20 protein-coding genes are annotated in these 22,241 nt (G+C 63.3%); 5 read left to right on the top strand and 15 right to left on the bottom strand.

Going from position 1 to position 22,241, the window contains the following annotated elements; genetic code table 11:
- Positions 1-58: 58 nt before the first annotated feature.
- From C2L65_RS07985 to C2L65_RS08005, 5 genes are all read right to left on the bottom strand, one after another.
- Complete coding sequence (locus tag C2L65_RS07985) at positions 59-2,335, bottom strand: polysaccharide biosynthesis tyrosine autokinase (RefSeq protein WP_427910152.1); 2,277 nt, start codon at positions 2,333-2,335, stop codon at positions 59-61.
- A 92-nt stretch (positions 2,336-2,427) separates the two neighbouring features.
- Positions 2,428-3,609: a polysaccharide biosynthesis/export family protein gene (locus C2L65_RS07990; protein WP_042314211.1), complete on the bottom strand. Its 1,182-nt coding sequence runs from the start codon at positions 3,607-3,609 to the stop codon at positions 2,428-2,430.
- Positions 3,603-4,055 carry a low molecular weight protein-tyrosine-phosphatase gene (locus tag C2L65_RS07995; RefSeq protein ID WP_042314210.1) on the bottom strand — a complete coding sequence of 151 codons (453 nt, stop codon included), beginning with the start codon at positions 4,053-4,055 and terminating at the stop codon, positions 3,603-3,605. Before C2L65_RS07995 ends, C2L65_RS07990 begins: the two co-directional genes overlap by 7 nt.
- Before the next feature lie 33 nt (positions 4,056-4,088).
- Positions 4,089-5,507 carry a UDP-glucose dehydrogenase family protein gene (locus tag C2L65_RS08000; protein ID WP_042314209.1) on the bottom strand — a complete coding sequence of 473 codons (1,419 nt, stop codon included), beginning with the start codon at positions 5,505-5,507 and terminating at the stop codon, positions 4,089-4,091.
- A gap of 75 nt (positions 5,508-5,582) precedes the next feature.
- Entirely contained in the window at positions 5,583-6,980 is a 1,398-nt protein-coding gene (locus C2L65_RS08005; RefSeq protein WP_042314208.1) for an undecaprenyl-phosphate glucose phosphotransferase, read from the bottom strand.
- 188 nt (positions 6,981-7,168) lie between these two features.
- Here C2L65_RS08005 and C2L65_RS45420 point away from each other — a divergent pair, with 188 nt between their 5' ends.
- Both C2L65_RS45420 and C2L65_RS08015 read left to right on the top strand, forming a co-directional pair.
- The gene (locus C2L65_RS45420; RefSeq protein ID WP_156132379.1) at positions 7,169-7,546 is read left to right on the top strand and encodes a hypothetical protein; all 378 of its coding nucleotides are present in this window, start codon (positions 7,169-7,171) and stop codon (positions 7,544-7,546) included.
- Positions 7,547-7,602: 56 nt separating this feature from the next.
- Positions 7,603-9,132, top strand: coding sequence for a mannose-1-phosphate guanylyltransferase/mannose-6-phosphate isomerase (locus tag C2L65_RS08015; RefSeq protein ID WP_042314203.1), 1,530 nt, complete (start codon positions 7,603-7,605; stop codon positions 9,130-9,132).
- 227 nt (positions 9,133-9,359) lie between these two features.
- Here C2L65_RS08015 and C2L65_RS47280 read toward each other — a convergent pair whose 3' ends face one another.
- Positions 9,360-10,622: a DUF6566 family protein gene (locus tag C2L65_RS47280; protein WP_042314202.1), complete on the bottom strand. Its 1,263-nt coding sequence runs from the start codon at positions 10,620-10,622 to the stop codon at positions 9,360-9,362.
- 562 nt (positions 10,623-11,184) lie between these two features.
- Positions 11,185-11,481 carry a YciI-like protein gene (locus C2L65_RS08025; protein WP_007585958.1) on the bottom strand — a complete coding sequence of 99 codons (297 nt, stop codon included), beginning with the start codon at positions 11,479-11,481 and terminating at the stop codon, positions 11,185-11,187.
- 264 nt (positions 11,482-11,745) lie between these two features.
- On the opposite strand from C2L65_RS08025, the gene C2L65_RS08030 reads away from it, so the two are divergent.
- The 3 genes from C2L65_RS08030 (at position 11,746) to C2L65_RS08040 (ending at position 13,846) form a co-directional block, all read left to right on the top strand.
- The gene (locus tag C2L65_RS08030) at positions 11,746-12,048 is read left to right on the top strand and encodes a PsiF family protein (RefSeq protein WP_042314200.1); all 303 of its coding nucleotides are present in this window, start codon (positions 11,746-11,748) and stop codon (positions 12,046-12,048) included.
- Between the two features lie 333 nt (positions 12,049-12,381).
- Positions 12,382-12,828: a hypothetical protein gene (locus C2L65_RS08035; protein WP_007585956.1), complete on the top strand. Its 447-nt coding sequence runs from the start codon at positions 12,382-12,384 to the stop codon at positions 12,826-12,828.
- A 430-nt stretch (positions 12,829-13,258) separates the two neighbouring features.
- Positions 13,259-13,846, top strand: a complete 588-nt coding sequence (locus C2L65_RS08040; RefSeq protein WP_042314197.1) for a BPSL1445 family SYLF domain-containing lipoprotein — start codon at positions 13,259-13,261, stop codon at positions 13,844-13,846.
- Between the two features lie 214 nt (positions 13,847-14,060).
- Here the strand turns inward: C2L65_RS08040 and C2L65_RS08045 are convergent, their stop codons facing one another.
- The 8 genes from C2L65_RS08045 to C2L65_RS08080 all read right to left on the bottom strand — a co-directional run bounded on the left by C2L65_RS08045 (position 14,061) and on the right by C2L65_RS08080 (position 22,232).
- The gene (locus C2L65_RS08045) at positions 14,061-15,131 is read right to left on the bottom strand and encodes a glycosyltransferase family 4 protein (protein WP_042314194.1); all 1,071 of its coding nucleotides are present in this window, start codon (positions 15,129-15,131) and stop codon (positions 14,061-14,063) included.
- Between the two features lie 390 nt (positions 15,132-15,521).
- Positions 15,522-16,685, bottom strand: a complete 1,164-nt coding sequence (locus C2L65_RS08050; RefSeq protein ID WP_042314192.1) for an AAA family ATPase — start codon at positions 16,683-16,685, stop codon at positions 15,522-15,524.
- An 85-nt stretch (positions 16,686-16,770) separates the two neighbouring features.
- Positions 16,771-18,216, bottom strand: a complete 1,446-nt coding sequence (gene otsA, locus C2L65_RS08055; RefSeq protein WP_042314190.1) for an alpha,alpha-trehalose-phosphate synthase (UDP-forming) — start codon at positions 18,214-18,216, stop codon at positions 16,771-16,773.
- A 252-nt stretch (positions 18,217-18,468) separates the two neighbouring features.
- On the bottom strand, positions 18,469-18,825 hold the full coding sequence (locus tag C2L65_RS08060) for a Rap1a/Tai family immunity protein (protein ID WP_007585951.1): 357 nt from the start codon (positions 18,823-18,825) through the stop codon (positions 18,469-18,471).
- Positions 18,826-18,966: 141 nt separating this feature from the next.
- A complete protein-coding gene (locus C2L65_RS08065) occupies positions 18,967-19,704 on the bottom strand; it encodes an ankyrin repeat domain-containing protein (RefSeq protein WP_042314188.1) in 738 nt (245 codons plus the stop codon).
- Positions 19,705-19,755: 51 nt separating this feature from the next.
- A complete protein-coding gene (locus tag C2L65_RS08070) occupies positions 19,756-20,547 on the bottom strand; it encodes a TatD family hydrolase (protein ID WP_042314185.1) in 792 nt (263 codons plus the stop codon).
- A 54-nt stretch (positions 20,548-20,601) separates the two neighbouring features.
- Positions 20,602-21,108 (bottom strand): GNAT family N-acetyltransferase, encoded by a 507-nt coding sequence (locus tag C2L65_RS08075; RefSeq protein ID WP_042314184.1) that lies wholly within the window; start codon positions 21,106-21,108, stop codon positions 20,602-20,604.
- A 65-nt stretch (positions 21,109-21,173) separates the two neighbouring features.
- The gene (locus C2L65_RS08080) at positions 21,174-22,232 is read right to left on the bottom strand and encodes a DNA polymerase III subunit delta' (protein WP_042314182.1); all 1,059 of its coding nucleotides are present in this window, start codon (positions 22,230-22,232) and stop codon (positions 21,174-21,176) included.
- Positions 22,233-22,241: the final 9 nt, after the last annotated feature.

The following is a 22,241-nucleotide window of genomic DNA, read 5'->3' on the forward strand; positions in this document are numbered from 1 at the left end:
TCCGTGGCTTGTTGACGGCGCACGGGTCTTGCCTCGCAGGCAAGACCCAACGCGCGCATCAGGTGCTCAGGTATTCCTGCACGGCCGCGTAGCTGCGGTCGTAGTTGCCGCGCGCGCGCGGCGGCATCGCGTTGAAGATCGCGCCCTGCACGTGTACGCCCGCCGAATGCAGGCGCTTCAGTGCGTCGGCGATCTCGCCTTCGCTGTGCATGCCCGAGCGCACGACGAAGAACGTCGAGCCCGCATAGCCGCCGATGATCGACGCGTCGGTCACGGCCAGCACGGGCGGCGTGTCGATCAGGATCACGTCGTAGCGCTTGCCGAGCCCGTCGAGGTACAGCGGCAGGCGCGGCGACATCAGCAGTTCGGACGGGTTCGGCGGACGGCGGCCGCACGAAATGAACGACAGGTTGTCGATTTCCGTCGCGCGCACCGCTTCTTCCAGCGAAATCTGCCCGCTCAGCAACTCCGACAGGCCGTTGTCCTGCGAGCCGCCGAGATGCTTTTCGAGCGCGCCGCGCCGCATGTCGCCGTCGATCATCAGCACGCGCTTGCCCGAATGCGCGAGCAGCACGGCGAGGTTGATCGTCAGGAAGCTCTTGCCGACGCCCGGCAGCGGGCCCGTGAACATCACGATGTGGTTGCGCGAATCCTGTAGCGTGAACTGCATCGACGTGCGCAGGCTGCGCAGGCTTTCGATACACACGTCCTTCGGCTTCGCGTTCGCGAGCACCGCGCGCTGGCGCGTGCCGCCGCGCACTGCGGCGTTCTCTAGCAGCGCCTGTTCGGACGACAGCGGCACGAGGCCATAGACGGGCAAATGGAAGGTGCGCTCGACCGTTTCAGGGTCGTCGATGCCCTTGAACATATTGCGGCGCAGGAACACGAAACCCGTGCCGATGATCAACCCGAGAATCGTCGCCGCCGACAGGATCAGCGCCTTCTTCGGCTTGATGGGCGAACCGGGACGCAGCGCGGCGTCGACGATATGCACGTTGCCGCCCGTGCCCGCTTTCTGCACGGACAGTTCCTGCACGCGGTTGAGCAGCAGCACGTAGATGTCTTCCGCAACCTTCGCGTCGCGCTGCAACTGCACGGCCTTCACTTCGGTGGCAGGCAGATCGCGGAAACGGTCCGCGTATTTCGTGCGCTGCGCCTGGAGTTCGGCCATCTGCTGCTGCGCGGCCTTGATCATCGGGTGATCGTCGCCGTAGCGCTGTTCGAGTTGCGAAATCTGCAGGCGCAAAGCCGAGATCTGCTGCTCGTACTGCACGCTGCCTTCCAGATAGACCTTCGCCTCGTCGCTTGCGTTTATCGAACCGCTCTTGCTCTGATAGGCCGTCAACGCCGCTTCCGCGCGTTCCAGATCGGACTTCAGGCGCGGCTCTTCGCTTTTCAGGAAGTCGAGCATCCGGCTCGCGTCGGCCTGCTTGGTGCGGATGTGCTCCAGCAGATACGACTGCGCGAGCGCATTGGCGACAGCGGCTGCGTGCTCGGGGCTCTGATCTTCGAGCGAGATCGAGATCACGCCCGTCTGCTTGCCCTGCTCCTGCACGTTGATCGCGGACTGGAACGCGGCGATCGCGTCGAGGTCGTTCGCGCGCATCACCGTGAACTGCGTGCCGGGCCGCGCGACGAGTTTGTTGACCAGCATCGTGACGCCGCCGCCCTGCGCGGGCTGGCCCGCCTGGCCGCGCAACAGCAGTTGGCCGTCAGGCGTCATCAGCGTGTAGCGTTCGTTGTCGAGCGCGGTGAGGATCAGCTTCTGGCCTTCGAGCGCGGGCGTCACGTCGAGCGAATCGACGTCGGCGACTTCGCCACCCCACGCATACGAGCCGAGGCCGAGCCACGCCTTGGCGGGCTGGCCCGGCGTCGCGAGACGCGCAGCGAGGCTGCCGAGCACGGGAATCGTCTTCGGCGCGATCGAGAAGTTCAGCTTCATGTCGTGAACCACGGGCGCAACCACGCCGCGGCTCTTGATCATTTCGATCTCGGCGTCGGTGGGGATCGTCGACTGTCCCGTTGAGATCGTCGCGCCCGTTTGCGTCTGCGTGAGCGCCTGCGACGTGTTGTCCGACGTTTCCACGCGCACGTGCGCGTCGGCCGAATACACGGGCTTCGCGACATAGCAGTAGAAGCCGGCAATCGCGACGATGGTCGCTGCGATGCCGATCAGCCACCAGATGTCGTCGATGATCACCTGCAGCAGTTGGCCGAGGACCACGTCCTCTTCTTCGGTTCTGGCCTGTATGGCCAGATGGGGATTGGCTTGAGTGCTCACTTGGATACTCGCTTGAGTGCTCAGGGTTGACCCGGGTCGGGTCGCCGGCGGCATCCGGTGCGTTGCATCCGTTCGTGTTCCGGATGCGAAGCGCCGGGATGCCGGCAGCGGTTCAGGCATTGCAACTGCAATGAGACGTCAGGACATCAGCGCGTCAGCTGCTTCAGGTAGAACAGCGTCTGCACCGTCGGCAGGACCTGCTGCAACACGCGGTTGAACGTCGTCGAGGCGGCCGTGCCCACGTACACCACGTCCATCGGCTGCAACTGGAATTGCGACGACAGCATGATCGCGTCGGGCTGCGTCATGTCGAGGCGATACACGTCGGGCGTGGTCGGCTTTTCCTTCATGCCGCGCATCACGTAGATCTGGCGCGGATTCGCGTCGGTGTCGAGAATGCCGCCCGCCTGCGTGAGCGCATCGGCGATCGTCAGTTCGCCCTTGTTCATCGGCACGGGGATCGGCGTCTTCACTTCGCCCATCACGAAGATGCGCGTGTCGCTGCGGTCCGGCACGTTGACGATGTCGCCGGGTTCGAGCATCACGTTCTGCGTGGTATCGCCCTTGTCGAGCATGCGGTTCGCGTCGAGCACATAGAGCTTGCCCTTGCGCGTGAGACGCACGCGCTGCAGATCGGCGTTGTCGGACGAGCCGCCCGAGCGGGTGATGGCATCGACCAGCGTGAGCGGCACGTCGGACAGCGCGAGCGGTCCCGGCGTCTTCACGTCACCCGTGACCTGCACCTTCTGGCTGCGGTATGACAGCACGCGCACGTCGACCTGCGGATCGCGGATGTACGGAATCAGCTTCTTGCCGAGTTCGTCGCGGATCTGCGCCGTGGTCCGGCCCGACGCGCGAATGCGGCCGACGAACGGGAAATAGATCGTGCCATCGGGCGCGACCGTCTGTCCGTACGGATCAGCCTGGCCCGGCAGCGCCTGCGTGTACGGCTGCTGCAACGCACCGCCGATCGACTGCGTGGTGTTGCCGCCCGAAGAGAGCGTGCTGCCGTTCGGCGTCGTCAGTTCCGGGTGATCCCACACGGTGATGCCGAGAATGTCCTGCGGCGCGACGTGATAGATGTACTGCGTCGGATCGGCGAACGGGCCCGGCGGCGGCAGCACCTGCTTCGCAATGCTGTCTGCCGTTTGCGCCTGCTGCTTCTGGATCACCGAGGCATCGATCAGCGTGACCGGGTACGTCTCGGCCGGCTTGTTCTGCGAGTCTTCCTTCAGACGCGACGTGTCGAGGTAATTCCCCGGCGCGGTCGCGCACGCCGACAGAAAAGTCGTCAGCGCAATAGTTAACGCAATATTTCGTTTCAGCATATTTTGTCCAGCCATCCCATGACGAGGTGTTCGATGTGCGCGAGGCTGTCGCGATACGCGCCTTCGTCGCGCCCATGCGGATCGACGACGTCGGCGCTTCCCCACTTGTTCCACTTGCCGAGCGGATAGACCTTGCCGCGCGACGTGGGATCGAGCGCTTCCACGTCCTTCACTTGCCGCTGTTCGGTCACGAGGATCAGATCGGCATCACGCACGAGCTTGCCGTCGAGCCGCCGTGCGCGATGCGCGCCGCTTTCCACGCCGCGTTCTTCGAGTAGACGCCGCATGACGGGGTCCATGCCGTATCCGTCGATCGCGCGCAGGCCCGCCGAGCGAAACGCAATGGGCTGCGCGCCGCGCGCGTCCTGACGCGACTTGAACAGCCGCTCGGCGGCCGGCGAGCGGCACACGTTGGCGTGGCAGACGATCAGGACGTTCGCGAACATGGGCGGCCTCTTTGCAGTCGATGACGCCAGGGGTTACAGCGCAGCAGCCGTGGCAGCCGTGCCAAGCGAAGCGACAGCGGCTTCGGATTGCGCGGGCTGACGGCCAATCGCGTGGTACTCGATGCCCTGCTCGCGCATCGTGTCCGGTTCGTACAGATTGCGGCCGTCGAAGATCAGCGGAGTTTTCAGCAGCGTCTTGAGGCTGTCGAAGTCCGGGCTCTTGAAGACCTTCCATTCGGTAAGGATCACCAGCGCGTCCGCCTGCTCGGCCGCCTGCATTTCTTCGTCGGCGAACGTGAGGCGCGCGAGATGTTGCGGCTTGTCCTTCAGGTCGAGCGCGAACACGCGCTTCGATTCGTCGACGGCGACGGGGTCATAGGCCACGACCTTCGCGCCGCGTGCCAGCAGTTCGGCGATCAGCGCGCGGCTCGGCGCTTCGCGCATGTCGTCGGTATTCGGTTTGAACGCAAGACCCCAGACGGCGAACGTGCGGTCCGACAGGTCGTCGCCCAGACGCGCGACGATCTTGTGCGCGAGAATCTTCTTCTGCGTTTCGTTGACGGCTTCAACGGCTTCGAGAATGCGCAGGTTGTGACCCATCTCGCTGCCCGTGCGGATCAGCGCCTGCACGTCCTTCGGGAAGCACGAGCCGCCGTAGCCGCAGCCCGCGTACAGGAAGTCGTAGCCGATACGCGGGTCCGAGCCCATGCCACGGCGCACTGCTTCGATATCGGCGCCGACGCGGTCGGCGAGATTCGCGAGGTCGTTCATGAACGAGATGCGCGTCGCGAGCATTGCGTTGGCTGCGTATTTCGTGAACTCGGCGGAACGCACGTCCATGTACAGCGTGCGTTCGTGATTGCGGTTGAACGGCGCGTACAGGCGCTTCATCAACTCGCGCGCCTTTTCGCCCGGCACGTCCTCGTCGCAACCGAGGATGATCCGGTCCGGGCGCGTGAAGTCGTCGACGGCGGCGCCTTCTTTCAGGAACTCGGGGTTCGACACGACCGAGAACATCTGCTTCAGGCCACGCGCATTCAGCTCTTCCTGCACGGCCTGCGCGACGCGACGCGCCGTGCCAACGGGCACCGTCGACTTGTCGACGATCACCTTGAAGCCCTTCATATGGCGCCCGATATTGCGCGCCGCGGCCAGCACGTATTGCAGGTCGGCCGAACCGTCCTCGTCGGGCGGCGTGCCGACGGCGATGAACTGGATGTCGCCATGCGCGACGGCCGCTTCGATATCCGTCGAAAACTTCAGGCGCCCCGCCTTGCGGTTGCGCGCGATGATCTCCAGCAGACCCGGCTCATGGATCGGCACGCCGCCGTTGTTCAGCACGTCGATCTTGCGCTGATCGACGTCGAGGCAGAATACGTCGTGCCCGATGTCTGCCAGACAGGCACCCGTCACGAGGCCAACGTATCCGGTTCCAACGATCGTCAGGTTCATGAATTACACCTCGGAGATTGAATGGTTCAGTGAATGAAGAACGCCAGGCGTTCTATCCGATGGACGCCACGCGCGTCAGTACGCGTTGCTGCCCACGAAGCCCTTCCAGAAAGTCAGGCCAACGATCTTGATGTCGAGCCAGAAGCTCCAGTGCTGCATGTAGTACAGATCGAGCTTCACGCGGCCCATCATCTTTTCGATGCGGTCGGTTTCGCCGCGATAGCCATTGATCTGCGCCCAGCCGGTGATGCCGGGCTTGATCCGGTAGCGGTGCATGTAGCCCTTCACCAGATCCTTGTAGATGTCGTCGTGTTCGAGCGCATGTGGACGCGGACCGACCACCGACATCTCGCCGCGCAGCACGTTGATGAACTGCGGCAGTTCGTCGAGGCTCGTGCGGCGCAGGAACGCGCCGACGGGCGTGATGCGCGGATCGCGACGCGTGGCCTGGGTGATCTTGCCCGCCTGTTCCTGGTGGACCTTCATCGAACGGAACTTGAAGATCTCGAACTCGCGTCCGTCGATGCCCTTGCGCCGTTGCCGGAAAAACACCGGGCCCGGCGACGACAGCTTCACGGCCACGGCGATCGCGAGCAGCAGCGGCGCGAGCGCCGTGAGCGCGGCGAGCGCGAACAGGCGGTCGAAGATCCGCTTGGGCAGCACGCGCAGATCAGTGATCGGCGACGCGGCGAGATTGATCGCGGGCACACCGAGCAGATCGACCATCGGCTGGTTGAGGAGCGTCAGGCTGCGCACATCCGGGATAAAGCGGATGTTCACGAAGTCGTTGCGGAACTCCATCACGAAGCGATGGATGACCTTCTCTTTCGACATCGGCAGCGCCATCCACAGCTCGCGCACCGAGCGGCGGCGCATCTCGTCGATCATCGCCGCGTAGTCGCGCTGCACGGCCACGCCTTCGATCGTTTCCGGTTCGTCGATGTCTTCGTAGTGGCTGCGGTTATCGTTCTCGTCATAGACGAGCACGGGGCTGAAGCCGGCTTCGGGACGGCTGCGCATCTGCTCGATCAGAAACTTGCCGTACGGCGCGCCACCGACGATAGCCACTTTCTTCTGGTTGAAGCCCTCGCGGCGCAAGCCGCGCAGCACCGCATGCACCACCGCCTTCGTGACGATCAGCAGCACCACGCTCGCGCCGGCCCAGTACGCGAGCCACAGGCGCGACAGCATGTCCGAACGGTGCAGGCTGAAGCTCATCAGGATGCCCGTCACCTCGACCATCAACCAGCCCATCGACACGCGCCACAGCAGGTCGTACAGCGGCTTGCCGCGCCACGACTGATAGATGCCGAGGGCCGGAAAGAACAGGATCACGAGCAGGCAGTCGAACGCCAGCGACACGCTTTGCATGTCGTCGAGCCACACGAAATGCCCTGCGTGCAGCGCGGCCGCGATCAGCGCGCCGAGCGCGACCATGCCAATGTCGATGATTCTCGATAGAACGCTCAGCATCTGCTGCCCCTCGCCTTGTCTGTCAGTTCAATCAAGTTCTATCCACGGTCCGTTGAAAAGTGCGCTGCGTGATTCGCCAACCGGTTTTGCGTCTTGCGAATGAACAGGCAACGCGGAAAAAGCAAAGCATTTCGCATTCGACGTATTGCGGTTTGCATCGACAGTCGAATACGGAATGATTTGCGCCGGTGAGTGAATACCCTTGTACAAGCCTAGATAAAGCGGCATTAAAATTCCGGCTGCAAGGCGGCAAAAAATCTCAAATTGTATCGGCACGATTTACGATATTTTTTTCGATTTTATTCGGTAACTTTTGCCGAATTATGCGTATTTGCGCCGTGCTTCGCGCCGCTCGTTGTGCCTTTGCTGCGCTTTTTTCCTCTGCAGTGTCAGTCGATCTCGTGCGCGCGTCGGTCAGCCTCCGCATTCCGCGCCTGCGAATTGTGTCGTGTCAATTTTTACGTAATTTATTTTCTATTTTTCAGGTATTGCGAAATTATTCGTTAATGCATGACGAGCATTTTGCATTGGAATTATTCGGCAGAAATTCAATGTCGATTTATTGACGCATTACGACGTGATAAAAACGAAGGCATTCACCCTGCTTCGAGGAGTTATCACCATGACTGCTACGGCGTCAGACGTCGACAATCGCCAGGCGAATCAAACCCGGCTCAACGTCAAGCTCAAGGTTCATCCCGTGATACTGGCTGGCGGTTCGGGAACACGGCTGTGGCCGATGTCGCGCGAACAGCATCCGAAACAGCTGATCGGTCTGCTGGGCGCAGACTCGCTACTGCAATCGACGGCGCAACGGCTCGATGGGCTCGATGCCGGCTATCCCGTCGCCGAACAACTGGTCGTTGTCTGCAACGAAGATCATCGCTTCACGACGGCCGAGCAATTGCGCGTGAGCGGCAAACAGAGCCGCCTGATTCTCGAGCCCTGCGCGCGCGACACCGCACCGGCGTTGACGATCGCGGCGCTTTCCGTGCTCGCGCAGGACCAGGACGGCATCATGGTCGTGATGCCCGCCGACCACGCCGTGACGGACACCGAAGGTTTTCACGCCGCCGTTGCGGCGGGCGTGCAGCATGCCGCGAACGGTCAGATCGTGACGATGGGCATCGTGCCGTCGCGCGCCGAAACGGGCTACGGCTACATTCGTATCGGTGCTTCACTGCCCGCAGTCGAAACGGCGAGCGAGCGCGTGATCGACGCGCATCAACTGGACCGCTTCGTCGAAAAGCCGCACATCGAACTCGCGCAGCGCTACGTCGAATCGAAAGAGTATTGGTGGAACAGCGGCATCTTCATTCTGCGCGCGTCGACGTGGATCAAGGCCGTGCGTCATTTCCATCCGGCCATTTATGAAGCCTGCGAAGCCGCGCATGCGCAAGGCACCACGGACGGCGACTTCTTCCGCGTGCAGCGCGACGCGTTCGGCGCGTGCCCGTCCAACTCGATCGACTACGCGGTGATGGAACGCCTCGGCGGCGACACGTCGGTGTGTACGGGCGTCGTCGTGCCGCTCGATGCCGGCTGGTCCGATGTCGGCTCGTGGGACGCGATCTGGGACATCCTGCCGAAGGACAGCGACGACAACGTCGGCCGCGGCAACGTGATGTTCGAAGGCGCCGGGTCGACCTTCGCGCATTCCGAAGGCCGCTTGATCGCGTGCGTCGGTACGCAGGATCTCGTCGTCGTCGAAACGGACGACGCGATTCTCGTCGCCGACAAGAGCCGCGTGCAGGACGTGAAGAAGGTAGTGGGCCGCATCCGCGAAGCACATGGCGCGGAAGCCGTGAACCATCGCAAGGTGCATCGCCCGTGGGGTCACTACGATTCCGTCGACATGGGCGAGCGCTTCCAGGTGAAGCGCATCGTCGTGAAGCCGGGCGCGCAACTGTCACTGCAGATGCACCATCATCGCGCCGAACACTGGATCGTCGTGCGCGGCACGGCGCTCGTCACACGTGGCGAAGAGCGCTTCATCGTGTCGGAAAACGAATCGGCGTATATCCCGCTCGGCGTCACGCATCGTCTAGAGAATCCGGGCAAGATGCCGCTCGAAATCATCGAAGTGCAATCGGGCTCGTATCTCGGCGAGGACGATATCGTGCGCTTCGACGACACGTACGGCCGGCGATAACGCGCATTGCAGAGACGGACGCTGATTGATTGCGCCCGTCTCTGCTGCTACGTATGGGCAGATGCTTCAGGTTGAAATAGCTGGATGAAGCGCGCGATGCGTACACCACTGCATCGAATGACGACAATGAACGACGAGACAGCAACGACGCGCGTACCCGCTGCGCGTCTGCCCAAGTAACCGGTTCCAGTTCTGGCTCAAACGATGGCGTGCCTACGCCATCGTCATCATCCTGCGTGCGAAAGCAGATTCGACGGTAACGGGTAGCGTTCGCCCGTTTTGTCCTTTGCGACTTCGGACGGATAGCGGCGCAACGGCATCAGACGCGGATTCAGATGCTGCGGCAAATGCGGATTGCCCGTTGTGGCGACAACGTTTGCCGCGGCGAGCGCAGGCGTCGGCGTGAGTTCCGGCATGGCGCGCGTGACCGGCCGCACGGCGACCTTCGGCGTGTGCAGACCCACGCTCGACGGGCTCGCGTGCAGTCCTGCCGCGGCTTCCTGCGTGCGGCATTCGCGGTCGATCCATTGCCGCGCCCAGTCGAGCGCAAAACGGTGCGCCGCGTCGACATCGGCGAAACGCGGGCCGATCAGGCCGGAGCGCTCGACGCGCTTGCCGTCCTTCATGATCTCGGCCCACGCGCGGAATGCATCGTTGGGCACCTGCTCTGCCTCGACGTAAATCGTATAGCCCTGGCGGTCAGCGACCTCCAGGCCGCGCGGCGCCGTGAGGCTCATCCACAGCGGCGTGTGCTGGCTATCCGCCGAGGTATCTGTCAAAGCGCTCGCGGTGGACGCGTCTTCGCCATGCGCATCGGTTTGCACCGACGCGGCATAAGAGTCTGCGGCGTGCGCCTGCATCGGCGCTTGCGCAGCTTGCATGTCGACACGCTGCGCGTCGCCGAACACGACGCCGGCATCGAACGCACTCGCAGCCGGCAAAGCGGCCACGGCACTTGCGCGCGGCGCCTCGACGAAGCCCGTCTCGACGGCAGACGAGCCGGCCAGCTGACGCGTGATGTCGGCCATCGGCGCGAGCGCACGCCAGCCGGACGGCGCGCCATTCGGCACGCCCGACTCAGGAGCAGACGATTGCCACGTCTCCGGACTCTTCCAGAACACGCCGCGCGCGAGATCGTCGCGCGGCTTCGGCGCTTCGACCACAGGCGCCGGCTTCGGCGCAGCAGGCGGCGTCGGCTCGGGAATGTACGCGAACGCGCGTCCGTTCAGTGTCAACAGACGGATTACTTCGGCCAGCGTGCCATTGGCTTGCCACTCCTCGAAGCGGCGCCGGCACGTAGGACCTGACGGATAGCGGCCGGGAAGCCTCGACCACGGCTCACCCGTAGTCAGGATCCACAGAACGGCATTGGCCACGATTCGAGGTTCGGCGCGGGGCCGTCCGCGTCGGTTCAGGCGGACGGCTGGCTCGTCGGAAACAAGCGCGGATACTTGCGCCCATTCGTCATTGCTTAGCTCATCGAAAAACATTGAGTTCTCCACGCAGCCTGGCCCGGCTGCGGCGTTGGGCTCGCACGAACTTCATTTTGGCGGTTCGTGTCGGGTCCTCGGTTGCACAATATGCTTATACGTTCGTGCGCCGGGATTGAGAAAAGCACATCGATAGTGCGCTAATTCACCGGGACGACGCACAAAACGTGGTCTCACTCGTGCATGGGAGAATTTGTGCATGAAGCATACCATTCCTAGGGTTTGTCTGAATATGACGGAGACAAGTGTTACGGATAGAAACAAACTTGTCCTTTTTGCTGCGTCGTTTAGTTCATGACTGTCACAGAAATGACGTCGGTTGCAACGCTTCGCACATTGCGTGAACAGCGCGACGCAGCGCGTTCATGCTCGCGTCGTCGCGATGACAAACGCCTGTTCGCGTGGATTGCGAACAACAGAATTGACGCAGTTACATTCGCTTCGATGTAAGACGCATAAGGTGCGCGTGTGCAGCGGCGTTTTTATTTGTGATGCATCGTTGCCGCTGCGTGAAACGAATATTGCGTGGGGGTGGCGTTGATGGGTGGCGTTGATTGACGGCTCAGCGCACGGGCGTCGCCGCGTGCTCGCCGACGACCGTGGTCCACGGCCGCACGCGCCATTTCGTGACGAGTCCGTTGAGCACATACGGATCGGCTTGCGCGAACGATTCGGCGACGGCGGGCGTTTCGCCTTCGAAGAGCAGCACGGCCATATCGACGGGATCGGCGAGCGCGCCGCCGAGATGCAGTTCGCCGCGTTCGGCGGCCGCCCATGCGAGCTTCAGATGCGCGCCGCGAAACTCCGCGCGACGCTCAAGATAATCCGACGACACATCGTAGATCAGCAGATAGTGCATGGCGAAAACTCCAGGATGGCGATGACAGTAACGACTCAAGCATAACGGTTCGCGCGTTCAGGGTAAGCGATCTTAGGGAAAGACCTGTCCAGTCTGAATGCGGCCGCCGTCAACCAATTGCACTGTCCGCTCGTTCTGACAGCACCATGCATAGCAATGGTGACGGCGATCACAGCGAAAGCTATCTGCCCGAGGCTGTCCGCCCCGGCTCGATGCCCGTCTCACGATAACCAACAACATTCACAACCCGTGATGGAGTGTCCCATGAAGATCCAAGCCGCTCTCGCTGCTCTCGCCCTGACGGGTCTGCTCGCGTCGCCTGCTTTCGCCGCGAACAGCCAGCAATCGAAGATGACCGACTGCAACAAGCAGGCGGGCGACAAGAAGGGAGACGAACGCAAGGCGTTCATGCAGAGCTGTCTGTCGGCAAAACCGGCGGCCGCCGCTGCCGCGTCCGGCCCGATGACGCAGCAGGACAAGATGAAGATGTGCAACAAGCAGGCGGCCGACAAGAAAGGCGACGATCGCAAGGCATTCATGAGCACCTGCCTGAGCAACAAGGGCTGAGATCCTGGTTGCGGGTCGCGTTGCGTGGGTTCGCGCGGCGCGATTGGCGATGCGGTGTATCGACAGGCGGCGTCCAGTGCGGACGCCGTTTTCTTTTTGGGCTTCGTCATCGTGCAGGCGGGGTCACGTCGAAGCTGACGCGTCGCTCAATCGCTTCCTGCGCCGCCTGCGACATGGCGCACACAAGCCGTGCATTCGCGTCATCACACCCTGCACTTCCCCGGCCGTTTTCTTCTATGATGGCGGCACAGACGGCCCATGCCCCACACAAAACAAGTCCCACGGGCCGCCAGCTTGTCGTTGATGCCGCAAGCGCATCGCACGGAGGCAAGGATGGTTGGGAGACACAAGAACCGCTGGTTGCGTCGCTGGCTGGTGGTGATCGTATTCTGGGCAGTGCCCGTGGCGATCGTCGCCGTGCGCGAGATTCAGGAGGAAATGGCCTATAACCGGGTCGACCTGAACAACGCGCTCACGACGTGGCAGCTGACCGACGCGCAACGCGCCGCAGGCGCCGCCGCGCGCTGTCACGGCACGCCCGACGTTGCGCGCGAGGCGGGCTGCCCCGCCGACGTGCTGAGCGCGAACGCGCCGCGCCAGCAGGACGCGATCAACGAGTATGCGGTCCGCAAGAGCACGTTGGCAGGCTATCTGTGGCATGCGTTCGTCGGTTACTGGGTCGTGCCCGCCGCAACCATCTTTGCGATCGGCTTCATCATCGGCATGGTGCGCCGCGCGCTGAGGCGGCCACCCGTCAACAAGAGTCCAGCGAATCACTAGCTCTTAACCCGCGTGTTCGCGCTGCATAGCGTTCCGAAAGAGAGTTTGCATACGGCATGCGGTGCGCTTCCGACGCGCCGCTGCGGTTTTCCCGCAACACTTTCCGTTCGCTTACAACCAGGTTTGGCGCAGTGCAGAAACGGTAAATACGACTGCTTCCGGCGGACGTGTCTGCCGCTCGGTTTCGTGCCAACGACGCGGATTGCCGTCTCCGCGCGCGAGCATCGGACAGCAACCGGACAGGCTTCCCACCCGCGCAACCGACCGGCCAGAATTACCCAACAGATCGCTGACCATCGGCGGAGCGCCCGTCACACAAGGGTTTGCGCGGTGTCCCCAGAACCCTTGCATTACTGGTTGGTGTGATATAACTGAATAGGCAACCCGCGTGAACTGAGGCTGCACCCCGGAACCACGATGGAGAAAAACGATGCAAAGACGAAACTTCATGCTGAAGAGTACCGCCGCGCTCGCTTTCGGAACCCTTGCACTGGCCGGCTGCACCACCACCAAGAGCAGCGGGGAGTCTGCCGCTACGGACATGTCGAAACGGCAGTCGATCGACGCCAGCGTCGACGGCACCATGTCCCGCCTCTACACGACGGTTCAAGGCTCGCGCGAGCTGGTTTCCAAGGCGCGCGGCATTCTCGTTTTCCCGTCCGTGCTGCAGGTCGGCTTCGTGGTCGGCGGCCAGTATGGCGAAGGCTCGCTGCGCGTGGGCGGCAGCACGGTCGGCTACTACAGCACGATTTCCGGCTCGTTCGGCTTGCAAGCCGGCGCGCAGTCGAAGGCGATCATCTTCCTGTTCATGACGCAGGACGCGCTCGACAAATTCCGCAGTTCGGACGGCTGGTCGGTCGGCGCCGATGCGTCCGTCGCGCTCGTCAAGATGGGCGCGAACGGCGCCGTCGATACGACCACGGCCACCGCGCCTGTCGAAGTGTTCATCCTGACGAACGCCGGCCTGATGGCCGATGTGTCGCTGGCGGGCACCAAGGTGTCGAAGCTCAAGATCTGACGGCACGGCGGCCTCGATGCGGGCCGCCGCAGCGCAGCGCTACGGGACGCGGACGCGAGTCCGCCTTGCGGTTCCGGCAAGTCGTCGATGACGGGCGCGCGGCCACGCCGCCCTCGCCCATTGGCGACGGATGTGATGAACACGGTGAATGACCAAGGGCGACGCAATCGTCGGATTGCGTCGCCCTTTCTTTATGCGGCTCTGTCGTCTGGCTTCAGCTGCTCGACGACGCGTCGATCACCTTGAAACGCGAACGCTTCTGCGCGCGGATCACCGACTGATACGCCTCCACGTATTGCTGCGCCATACGGTGCGACGTGAAGCGCTCTTCGAAGCGCTGGCGCACGCCCGCGCGCGGCAACTTGTGCAGACGGTTGACGGCGGCCACCGCGCCGATCTCGTCCTCGACGATGAAGCCCGACACGCCGTCGTCGATCACTTCGGGCACCGAGCCACGATTGAATGCGATGACGGGCGTGCCGCACGCCATCGATTCGATCATCACCAGGCCGAACGGCTCCGGCCAGTCGATCGGAAACAGCAGCGCATGCGCGCCGGACAAAAACTCGGCCTTCTGATGATCGGCGATCTCGCCGATGTACTCGACATACGGCAGATCCAGCAACGGCTTGATGTCGCGCTCGAAGTACTCGGCGTCGGCGGCATCGACCTTCGCGGCGATGCGGATGGGGATGCCGCAGCGGCCCGCGATGCGGATCGCCGTATCGACGCGCTTTTCCGGCGAGATGCGCCCGAGAAACGCGAGGTACTTCTGCTCGACGGGTTGCGGTGTGTAGAGCGTTTCCGGCAAGCCGTGATAGACGGTGCTGAGCCAGCGCGCCTGCGGCAACGGATGACGCTGCGAGTTCGAGATCGAGATCACGGGCGCGGTGTTGAACGTGTCGAACACCGGCTGCTGCTCGGGCAGATCGAGACGGCCGTGCAAGGTCGTGACGAACGGCGTGTCCTGCCGCTTGAACACCGAAAACGAGTAGTAGTCCATGTGAAAATGGAGCACGTCGAATTCTTCGGCCTGACGGCGCACGAGTTCCATCAGCAGCATGTGCGGCGCGATGCGGTCGCGAATGCCGGGGTCGAGCCTCAGCGCGCGCGGCCACACGGGTTCGAGCTTCGCCCGCGTGACGGAATCCCCGCTTGCGAAGAGCGTCACGTCATGGCCCAGGTCGACGAGCGCCTCGGTGATGTACGACACGACGCGCTCAGTCCCACCATAGAGCTTGGGGGGCACCGATTCGGTCAAAGGAGCGATCTGCGCAATTCTCATCTGTGTCTCCAGGGGCCGCATGAGAGCGGCAGCAGCGAGCGGTGGCGAACGAGTATGACAGCAGGCAGGCAGCCGATCAAACGCGGTTTGGCGATTTCATGCGCGCTGTAGCGCAATGTCGGGTTTATCCGTACGCGGCGTCTGGATGTCGGGTGCGCAACGCTTCCGGGCTTTCCAGGCTCTCCAGGAATACGCGCGCCCGACCTTCGGGCCACTTGTGTCCAATGCGCCGATTATTGCCCGGCACCTCCCGAAACGTCGCAGGTATTTCAATTGCATTACGCTGTTACAGTCGGGAAACACTCCCTTCGGGCAATCCCTTGTTGCTCTTTCTCGCGATTTACTGCGGCGTGCGAAGCGTCTTGCCCTTCCCGCTCGCTCCACATCGCGCTAGCGGGCGGGCCACTTCCACGCGGGCAGAACGCGCGACTCGGCATCGGCGATGCGGGTCGCGCCCAACTGTTTTTCGAGCACGACGGATTCGCTGCCGTCCTCGCGTTCCAGCGCCGCGATGAGCCGCGCCGCATGCGACACGACGATAACCTGCGAACGCAACGACGCCCGCGCGATCAGCCGCGCGAGCGCCGGCAGCAGATCGGGATGCAGGCTGGTTTCCGGCTCGTTCAGCACGAGCAGCGCGGGCGGCCGGGGCGTGAGCAGCGCCGCGACGAGCAACAGGTAGCGCAGCGTACCATCGGACAATTCGGCGCCCTTCAGCGCGCGCAGCAAGCCCTGCTGCTGCATCGTCACTTCGAAGCGCCCTTCGATATTGGTGATCGCCACGCGCGAGCCGGGAAAGGCGTCGTCGATGGCGGTATCGAGTGCGGCCGCGTCGCCGATTTCGCGGATCGTCTGCAGCGCGGCGGCCAGGTCCGCGCCGTCGTCGCCAAGCACGGGCGTGTGCGTGCCGATCTGCGGCAGGCGCACGGGGGACTCGGCATCTGTTCTGAAATGATCGTAGAAACGCCAGGAACGGATCTGCTCGCGCACCGCGATCATCTCCGGCGCGCTACGTGGGTCGGAAAACTCCGTCATCATGCTGTCGAAACTGGCGACGGTATGCGGAATGGTCTGCCATTCGCCGTCGTCTGCACGGGTGCGGATCGACGCGCCATGCCGGTCGACCAGCAGTGCCGACGGACGCAACACGGGACCGCTCCAGATGCATTCGCGCTTGATGACGGGATCGAGTCCGAACTGCGTTTCGCCCGGAATGGGCAGACCGAGATCGATTGCATAGCCGAATTCGTCGCCTGCAAAACCGAGCCGCAGATTGACGGGCTCCGTGCGGCGCGTGCCCTGCACGGGCGTGTCGCCCGCCAGCATCGCGCGGGAAAAGCGCTCGGGGCCCGCCCATAGCGTGGATTGCAGCCCGCCCTCGCGCGCCAGCGACGGAATCACGCCGCCGCGCGCCGTCACAGCCAGCAGCCGCAACGCGCGATACACGCTCGACTTGCCGCTGCCGTTCGCGCCCGTAATCACGTTCAGACGCGCGAGCGGCACGATCAGATCGCGCAGCGAGCGATAGTTGGCGATGGCGAGCGTCGTCAGCATTCGGGCTCCGAACGGCCGGCGACTCGGTCGGACAAATCGGACAAGACAGGATTGTTCTGACTTTCGAATGGATGCCCGCGCCGCATTAGCCGCGCCCCGCCTTCTTTGCCGGCGCCCGTCCTTCGCGGGCGCTATCCGACAACGGTGCAGGCGTGGGGACGCTGCGCAGATCGCGCAGAAACGAATCGCGCCACACGCCCAGATCGTTTTTGCGCAGTGCCTGCATATCCGTCTCATGACGCCGCTTGCGCTCGTCGAGCGGCATCGAGAGCGCGCGCTGCAACGCGTCGCACATGCCGAGCGAATCATGAGGATTCACGATCAATGCGCCTTCCAGTTCGGCCGCCGCGCCCGCGAACATCGACAGCACCAGCACGCCTGGATCGTCCGGATTCTGGGCAGCGACATATTCCTTCGCGACGAGATTCATCCCGTCGTGCAAAGGCGTGACGAACCCGACCTGCGATTCGCGGAACAGCGACATCAGTTTCCAGCGGTCGTACTGCTGATTCAGGTAACGGATCGGCGTGTAGTCGAGACCTGAGTATTTTCCGTTGATGCGCCCCGCTTCGTATTCAAGCTGCTGACGGATGTCCTGGTATGTGGTGACGTCGGAGCGCGTGGGCGGCGCAATCTGCACGAGCGTGACGTTGCCGCGCCACTCGGGCGAACGCTCCAGCAACGCTTCGAACGCGCGAAAGCGCTCGACCAGCCCTTTCGAATAATCGAGCCGGTCGACGCTCATGATCAGCTTGCGTCCTTCGAGGCTCTGCTTCAGGTCGAGCACATGCTGACGGCTTTCGTAGCGCTTCGCCTGTTCGGCGATCTCGTCGGGAAACACGCCGATCCGGTAGACGCCCGTGCGCAACTGCCGTCCGAACGCTTCAGCATGGCCATCGTTCGACACCGTGCCACGCGCGTGCCGGCGCAGATAGTCGTGAAAAGCGAGTTCGTCGTTGTCGGTCTGAAAACCGAGCAGGTCATAGCAGCACAGCGACTTCACCAGCTCTTCGTGCGGCGGGATGTTCAGCAGAATCTGCGGCGACGGAAACGGAATGTGCAGGAAGAAGCCGATGCGGTTCTTGACGCCCTCCGATCGCAACGCCTCTGCAAACGGAATCAGGTGATAGTCATGCACCCAGATGATGTCGTCCGGTTTCAGCAGTTTGATCAGCTTGTGCGCCAGCCACGCGTTGACGCGGCGATAGCCCGCGTACTCTTCGCGCTCGTAGCGCGCGAGATCGTTGCGATAGTGGAAGACGGGCCACAGCGTCGCGTTCGAAAAGCCACGGTAGTACTGGTCGTAGTCCTTGCGCGTGAGGCCCGTGGTCGCGAAGGTCACGGTGCCGTCGACGTCGAGCGTCGGCCCGGCGTTGGCGACTGTTTCGCTGACGACGTCGCCGCTCCACCCGAACCACACGCCGCCCGCGTCCTTCAGCGCGCCGAATACGCCAACCGCGAGGCCGCCCGCGGAGCCTTTGGTCTCCGTGGGTGTTGCCACGCGATTCGACACGACGATCAGTCGGCCCATGTTGCTGTCCCTCCGCTCTGTTGGCGCGGCCGGTCTGCCGTGGCCGGCGCGCATTGTTCAGTGCTGGTTCGACCGCGGTTGCGCCCGATCAGTTGCACATTTGTGCGGGGGCCGGACGGCATAGGCCAAAAGACCGGCTTGGAACCGTGTCTACAACGCGTCTAGAGCGGTGAAAAAAGCAGAAAACGCGCGCGGTGCAGCGAGCACGGCGCGCGTCGAGATGAATCGCGATAAACGAAACTGAAGCGCCGATCAACTGCCCGACTTGCAGGGGAATGCCTTGCCGAGCCCCAGCGAGATGGCCGTGCTGGCGTTGTAGCCCGCCACGTTCGGGTTGTCGGCGATGTACTTGCGTACGGCGTCCGTCAGTTGTTGCGAGCGCGCGTCGGGCGGCAGGCAGAAATACTGGCCGACGCGCGGGCCCGTCGTCCCGCCGATCGCGTCGATCGTGTTGAACACGCCGTCCGCGGCGCCTTCGATATAGGCTGCACACGCGCTACGCGACGCAACGTCCGTCTTCGTACACAGCTTGTTGAGGTCGCCCCCCGTAAACGCGGCAGCCGTCAGCGGCACGGCGAGCGCGCCGGCGCAAATCAAAACCCGCAGCATGTTTTTTTCCTTCCTGGTGTAAGCCCGGAACTTGACGGTGTCCGGCGGTCTTTGCCGCGCGGTTTTAGCCACCCGTCCCGGCTGCAATTCAGGCGCGTGGTGACCCGCGCCCAAGCTGCTATTTTGCACTGTTTTGCGGCGTTACTGGGGCGCCTGCGGGGCCTGTTTCTGCATTTGCTGGAGGCGTGCCGTCAGCCCTTCGACGACATCGGGCTCCTTGTACTGTTTGGCGAAATCGAGCGCCGTCAGCCCGAGCTGGTTTTTCACGTTGAGGTCCGCGCCGCTGTCGAGCAGCAGCTTCACAGTCGACACATGGCCGCCGCGCGACGCCATCATCAGCGGCGTGGTGCCGTTCGGCGAGCCGGCGTCGATGTACGCGTCGTGATCGAGCAGCAGTTTGACGATGTCGTCATTGCCGTTCGCCGCCGCGTAGTGCAACGGCGCCCAACCCTTCTTGTTGACTTCCGCGTCCTTGGCGATCAGCTGCTTCACGATGTCGATGTCGCCGGTCAGCGCGGCCATCATCATCGCGTTTTCGCCCGCCTTGTCGAGAATCTCGATATTCGTCTTCGGGTTCTCGAGGAGCGCGGCAACCACCTTGTCCGATTTCTCGCGCGCGGCGATCACGAGTAGCGGGATGCCCTGGTTGTCGGCCATGTTCGGGTCCATGCCGTTCGCCAGCTGCTTCTTCACTTCCTTCACGTCGTCGAACTTGACGGCCTTGATCATCGTGTCGGCGGGCGCCGCGTGCGCGGGCAGCGCGCCGAGCGTCGCGAGCGCGACACCCGCTGCCAGCGTCAGTTTCGCCAGGCCACGGCACAGGCCGGCTGCGCGTGCGGGTGTGGCGTCCTGGTGGCTCTCAGTCAGATAATTTTTCATGTATTACTTTAGGAAAATTTCCTATCCTATTGATACTACGTATTTTTCACTTCAAACGCCTGCCGGCGCCGGAATCTTGAACAGCCGGAAGAAGTTCTCGCTGGTCGCTGCCGCGAGCGCTTCGTCCGCCATCTCGCGCTGCTGCGCGATGAAGCGTCCGACATAACTGACGTACGCAGGTTCATTCGGCTTGCCGCGATACGGCACGGGCGCGAGGTACGGCGAGTCGGTTTCGATCAGCAGACGCTCGAGCGGCACGCGGCGCGCGACGTCCTGCACGTCCGTCGCGCTCTTGAACGTGACGATGCCCGACAGTGAAATATAAAAATTCTGCGCGAGGGCCTGTTCGGCGACGGCCCACGGCTCCGTAAAGCAGTGCATCACACCGCCCGGCACGCTCGCGCGTTCCTCGGCCATGATCCGCAGCGTGTCCGCCGACGACGCGCGCGTATGCACGATCAGCGGCTTGCCCGTCTGATGCGCGGCGCGGATATGCACGCGAAAACGCTCGCGTTGCCATTCCATGTCGTCGATCGAGCGGCCTTCGAGGCGGTAATAGTCGAGCCCCGTCTCGCCGATCGCGACCACCTTCGGATGCTGCGCCAGTTCGACCAGTTCGGCGACCGTCGGCTCCCGCGCATCCTCGTGGTCCGGATGCACGCCCACCGACGCATACACGTTGTCGTACGAACGCGCGATGTCCAGCACGGACGGCAGCGTTTCGAAGTCGACGGACACGCACAGCGCGTGCGTGACCGAATGCGAGCGCATGTTTTCCAGCACTTGCGGCAGACGGTCGCCGAGTCCTTCGAAGTTGATATGGCAGTGGGAATCGACAAACATGGTGAAGTCCTGCGAAAAATCCGATGACGTTTGAGGCGAGCCGTAGCGCGACGCTTACTGCGCGCCGTCCAGACGCTTGCCGAGGATGACCAGATCGCGCTCGACGCCATCCAGCACCGCGACGCGCGGCAGCGTGCCCCATGCCGCGAAGCCGAACGCCTGGAACAGTCGCACGCTAGGCTCATTGTGGCCGAATACAAAGCCGAGCACCGTGTCGATACCCAGTTTCGGCGCGGCTTCCAGCGCGGCTGCCAACAGTTTCTTGCCCAGACCCTTGCCGCGCGCGGCTTCGTCCAGATAAATGCTGACTTCGGACGTACGTTGATAGGCCGGGCGTCCGTAGAAATCGGAAAAACTCAGCCACGCGATCACTCTTCCCTGATCTTCGACGACCCACAGCGGACGTTTCTCAGGACCGTGCGCCTCGAACCACGCGCGGCGGCTGTCGATGCTCACAGGTTCCAGGTCCGCCGTCACCTGCCGCGACGGCACGGTCGAGTTGTAGATGGCGACGATGGCGGGCAGATCGTCGAGCGTAGCGTCGCGGTATTGAAGAGTCATGTCGATGTCGTTGATGGAATGAGCTAAAAACGGTTGTGCTTCACATGCGCTGCGAACGGACTTGGCTACTGGACGAACAGGTCGCGATAACCGAGAAACAGTTCTTCGAACACGAGTCGCGCGTTGAGCGGATGGTTTTCGACTGCGCGTTGCCGCGTGACCGTCCGCATGAAGCGCGCGAAACCGTTCGCGTCGGCCTGCGATGCGCAACGCGAGAGCGCCGCCGACGCCGCCGGGAAATAACGTGGCGTACCCGTCGTGCCGACCGTGGACTGGGCGAGCAGATCGTACATCCAGCGCTGCAGCCAGCCGAGCACGAGCGGCACGGGCAACTTCTGCAAGGTCTCGCCGCACGCGAACGCGTCGCAGTTGGGACCGGCAGCCAGCTGTTTCAGGGTCCAGTCGCGCAGCGGACGGTTTTCGTCGCTGGCCAGCGCCAGCGCCGCGAGCGGTGCGCCGCCTGCTTCCGCGAGCAGGCCCGGCGCATCATCAACGCCCTGTTGCGCGAGCCATGCAGTGGCGGACTGCGGCGACGGCGTCGTCATCGGCCACTGGCGGCAACGGCTGATGATGGTCGGCAGCAGCCGGTCGATGCGCGCCGACACCATCAGGAAAATCACGCCCGCAGGCGGCTCCTCGAGCGTTTTCAGCAGCGCGTTGGCCGCGGCGACGTTCAGCGCTTCGGCGGGATACAGCACGACGACGCGCACGCCGCCGCGATGCGAGCCAACGCCGCAAAAGTCCAGCAGCGCCCGCACCTGTTCGATCTTGATTTCCTTGCTGGGCGTGCGCGTTTTCTTGCCGCCTTCGTCGGCGTCGGCTTTCTCTTTTTCAGCCTTTTCATCGGCGGCGGCGCTGGTGAAGCCCGCTTCCGCAGCGAGCGCCTCCGGCAGCACGATCCGGTAGTCGGGGTGATTGCCCTGTTTGAACCATGTGCATGCCGCGCAGGTGTCGCACGGCTGGCCGTCGGGCAGCGCCGATTCGCACAGCAGGCCCTGCGCCAGGTGCTGGGCAAAGCGCAGCTTGCCGATGCCGGCCTGCCCGTGAAGCAGCAGCGCATGCGGCCAGTGGGCGCGCAATTGCTGCAGGCGGTTCCAGTCGTCGGTTTGCCACGGATAAATCATTGTTTCTCT

The organism is Paraburkholderia terrae, from assembly GCF_002902925.1.
Taxonomy (GTDB): domain Bacteria; phylum Pseudomonadota; class Gammaproteobacteria; order Burkholderiales; family Burkholderiaceae; genus Paraburkholderia; species Paraburkholderia terrae.